Origin of the sequence: Aquicoccus sp. (assembly GCF_041686535.1) — a bacterium.
Classification (GTDB): Bacteria; Pseudomonadota; Alphaproteobacteria; order Rhodobacterales; family Rhodobacteraceae; genus Aquicoccus.
In genome coordinates, this window is record NZ_JAWLDS010000182.1 from 1 (window position 1) to 3,070 (window position 3,070).

General features: G+C 64.1%; 1 protein-coding gene and 2 pseudogenes. 1 reads left to right on the forward strand and 2 read right to left on the reverse strand.

Annotated elements, in window-relative coordinates:
* Window positions 1-99: 99 nt before the first annotated feature.
* Window positions 100-414, reverse strand: a pseudogene (locus ACESL9_RS17660) (IS110 family transposase); the annotation flags it as partial.
* Window positions 415-673: 259 nt separating this feature from the next.
* A pseudogene (locus tag ACESL9_RS17665) lies at window positions 674-876 on the reverse strand (DNA methylase); the annotation flags it as partial.
* 282 nt (window positions 877-1,158) lie between these two features.
* Here ACESL9_RS17665 and ftsH point away from each other — a divergent pair.
* The gene (gene ftsH / locus ACESL9_RS17670; RefSeq protein ID WP_372675384.1) at window positions 1,159-2,976 is read left to right on the forward strand and encodes an ATP-dependent zinc metalloprotease FtsH; all 1,818 of its coding nucleotides are present in this window, start codon (window positions 1,159-1,161) and stop codon (window positions 2,974-2,976) included.
* The last annotated feature ends 94 nt before the right edge of the window (window positions 2,977-3,070 follow it).

Genomic DNA, 3,070 nt, shown 5'->3' on the forward strand with positions numbered 1-3,070 from the left:
GCGTGCACGTACCTCTGTCGAAAAACGGTTCCCTGGGTTTCCTTTGGTCATGGTCTACCTTCCGAGCTTTTTGCTCTCCGGTAAACCCGGTCTGGTTCACATCGTTGGGCGACGCACCGCTTCGCAGATCGCTTCGGCATCGGCCGCATCTGTCTTGCCACGCTTCACATAGGGTTTGACGTAGGCTGCAGGCATCAGCCGAACATCATGACCGAGTTTGCGCAGCTCGCGGCCCCAATGGTGGGCGGATCCGCACGCCTCCATGCCGACAACACAACGCGGCAGCGTTTCAAAGAATGCCAGCAGCTTTGTCCGTTTGATCTTCTGGTTGATGATCCGGCGTCCCGTCGCGGAGACACAGTGAACCTGAAAAACATCCTTGGCCAAATCGAGGCCCACGGTCCTTACTGTCATTGGTGGCTCCTTTCCTTGCAGTCGATAGCAACTGCACTTTGGCACGTTTGATGCCGGTGGAGCAGGAGCCATCCACCTCATCCGCTCAGGGCCGACCGTGTTGTCCATGCATAGGGGGCGGACTTAGGCCATGCACCGCAGGTGCACCCTCTTTATGCCATAACAGAGGAAGCTGACATCCATCCGAGTTTGCAAGGGGATTTTTCGCTGCACCGCCGCAAGTCGGTTCGGAGCCCCTACTTGCCATTCAGAGAGATCGAGATGCTGCAGGCGCACTGGGCTGGCCTGCGATCAGCTCGCCGTCACCGGCGACGATACAGGGCAATGTCCAGCCGAACTGCGCCATGCTGGCGGCGATCCTCGTTACCGGTCCTGCCCAGGCATTATGGCATTGCGGGCACAGGGGCGAAGCCTGTCGATCGGCCACGTCTCGATCTCGCGCGGCGCGAAGACAAGGTCCATGGCTGCTCTCTGCTGTGGCGAAGGGTAATTACCCACGTGAATCTTGGTTCCGATCTCGCTGGCACACAAGCGAACACATCGGAATCTCAACTCCCGCCTCTTCCAACCGTTTCAGATTGCTGAGCGACGACGTGATCCAGATCAATGGCAGCACGACTGTTTCCACTACGATGGTAAGGTGCTGCCAAGGCTGGACCACTCCGTATCGTACCAAGGGCGCGGCCGCGGTTCGGCTGGTTGATCAAGCCGGAGTCCAGATGCGCACAGAACGGATGGAAAGCCATGAACAGGAACCAGCAGATCCACGCGTGGTATTTCGCCGCCGCCTTCATGATTCTGGTGCTGGCGCAATCGTGGTTTTCGCAAGCGACGGTCACCGAACGCATCCCCTACAGCACCTTTCTGGAATATCTCGAGTCGGATCGCATCGCCGCGGTCACCGTGCGCGCCGAGCAGGTCGAGGGGCGCTATCGCGATCCGATCGACGGCAACACCCATTTCGTCACCAATATCGTGCCGCCCGACCTGACCGAACGGCTGGAGCGATCCGACGCGGAATTCGACGGCACGGTGCAGAACACGTTCCTGAGCACGGTGCTGTCCTGGGTCGTGCCGATCCTGCTGATCTTCGCGCTCTGGAGTTTCCTGTTGCGCGGGGTGATCGAGAAGCAGGGCATAGGCGGGATGATGAATGTCGGCAAATCCCGCGCCAAGGTCTATGTCGAGCGCGACACCGGCGTGACATTCGAGGATGTGGCGGGCGTGGACGAGGCCAAGTCGGAGCTCAGGGAGATCGTCGATTTCCTCAAGGAGCCGGAAAAGTACAGCCGCCTCGGCGCGCGCATTCCCAAGGGCATCCTGCTGACCGGCCCGCCCGGCACCGGCAAAACGCTTTTCGCGCGCGCCATCGCGGGCGAGGCCGGGGTGCCGTTCTTTTCGATCTCGGGCAGCGAGTTCGTCGAGATGTTCGTCGGCGTCGGGGCCGCGCGGGTGCGCGACCTCTTCGATCAGGCGCGCAAGGCCGCGCCCTGCATCATCTTCATCGACGAGCTGGATGCGCTTGGCCGCCGCCGCGGCATCGGCGGCTACGGAGGTGGCAGCGACGAGAAGGAACAGACCCTGAACCAGCTTCTGGCCGAACTTGACGGGTTCGACCCGCGCGAGCGGGTCGTGCTTCTGGCCGCGACCAACCGGCCCGAAATTCTCGACCCCGCGCTGATGCGGGCGGGGCGGTTCGACCGGCAGGTGGTTGTCGATCGCCCCGACAAGATCGGCCGGGCGGCGATCCTGCGGGTGCATCTGCGCAAGGTTCAGGTCGAACCCGATCTCGACATCGATGCCGTGGCCGGGATCACACCCGGTTTCACCGGGGCGGAGCTGGCCAACCTGGTGAACGAGGCGGCGATTCGCGCGACGCGGCGCGGGGCCGGGCGCGTGGCGATGCAGGACATCACCTCGGCGCTGGAACGCGTGGTGGCGGGGATGGAGCGCAAGGGGCATCTTCTCAACACGCGCGAACGGGAAACCGTGGCCTGGCACGAGATGGGCCATGCGCTGGCCGCGGCGCGGCTACCGGGGGCCGATCCGGTTCACAAGGTATCGATCATCCCGCGTACCATCGGGGCATTGGGATACACGTTGACCCGTCCCACCGAGGACCGCTTCGTGATCACCCGGTCCGAGCTGGAGAACCGCATGGTGATGCTGCTGGCGGGGCGCGCGGCGGAACAGATCCGCTTTGACGAATGGTCCACCGGTGCGGCCGATGATCTGGTGCGCGCCACGGATATCGCGCGACAGATCGTGACCCGCTTCGGGATGGACGACACTTTGGGGCTGGCCGTTCTGGAACAGGATCGCGGCGGCTTCCTCGGGGAGGACAAGCTGAGCGTCTCTCCGCGGGATCATTCCGAGGCCACCGCGCGCGAGGTCGACCTGGCGGTGCGCGGGTTGCTCGGGGCGGCCTATGACCGCGCGGTGGATCTCTTGCGCGACAATCACGCCGATCTCCAGGCCGGGGCGCGGCTGTTGCTGGAGCGCGAGACGATCACGCCCGCCGAGTTCGCCCCCCTGAAACCCGGGGAGGTCGCCGCCGCATGACCCGCAAGTCCGACCCCTCGACCAAGCCGCAGGGCCCGCCGGCCCCGAAACCGACGGGGCCACCGCGTGCGCCCCGCGCCGCAAGCGCCCCGCA

Excerpts from the sequence above, each read along its gene's own strand:
- ftsH (WP_372675384.1), top strand. The coding sequence starts at position 1,159 with ATGAACAGGAACCAGCAGATCCACGCGTGGTATTTCGCCGCCGCCTTC.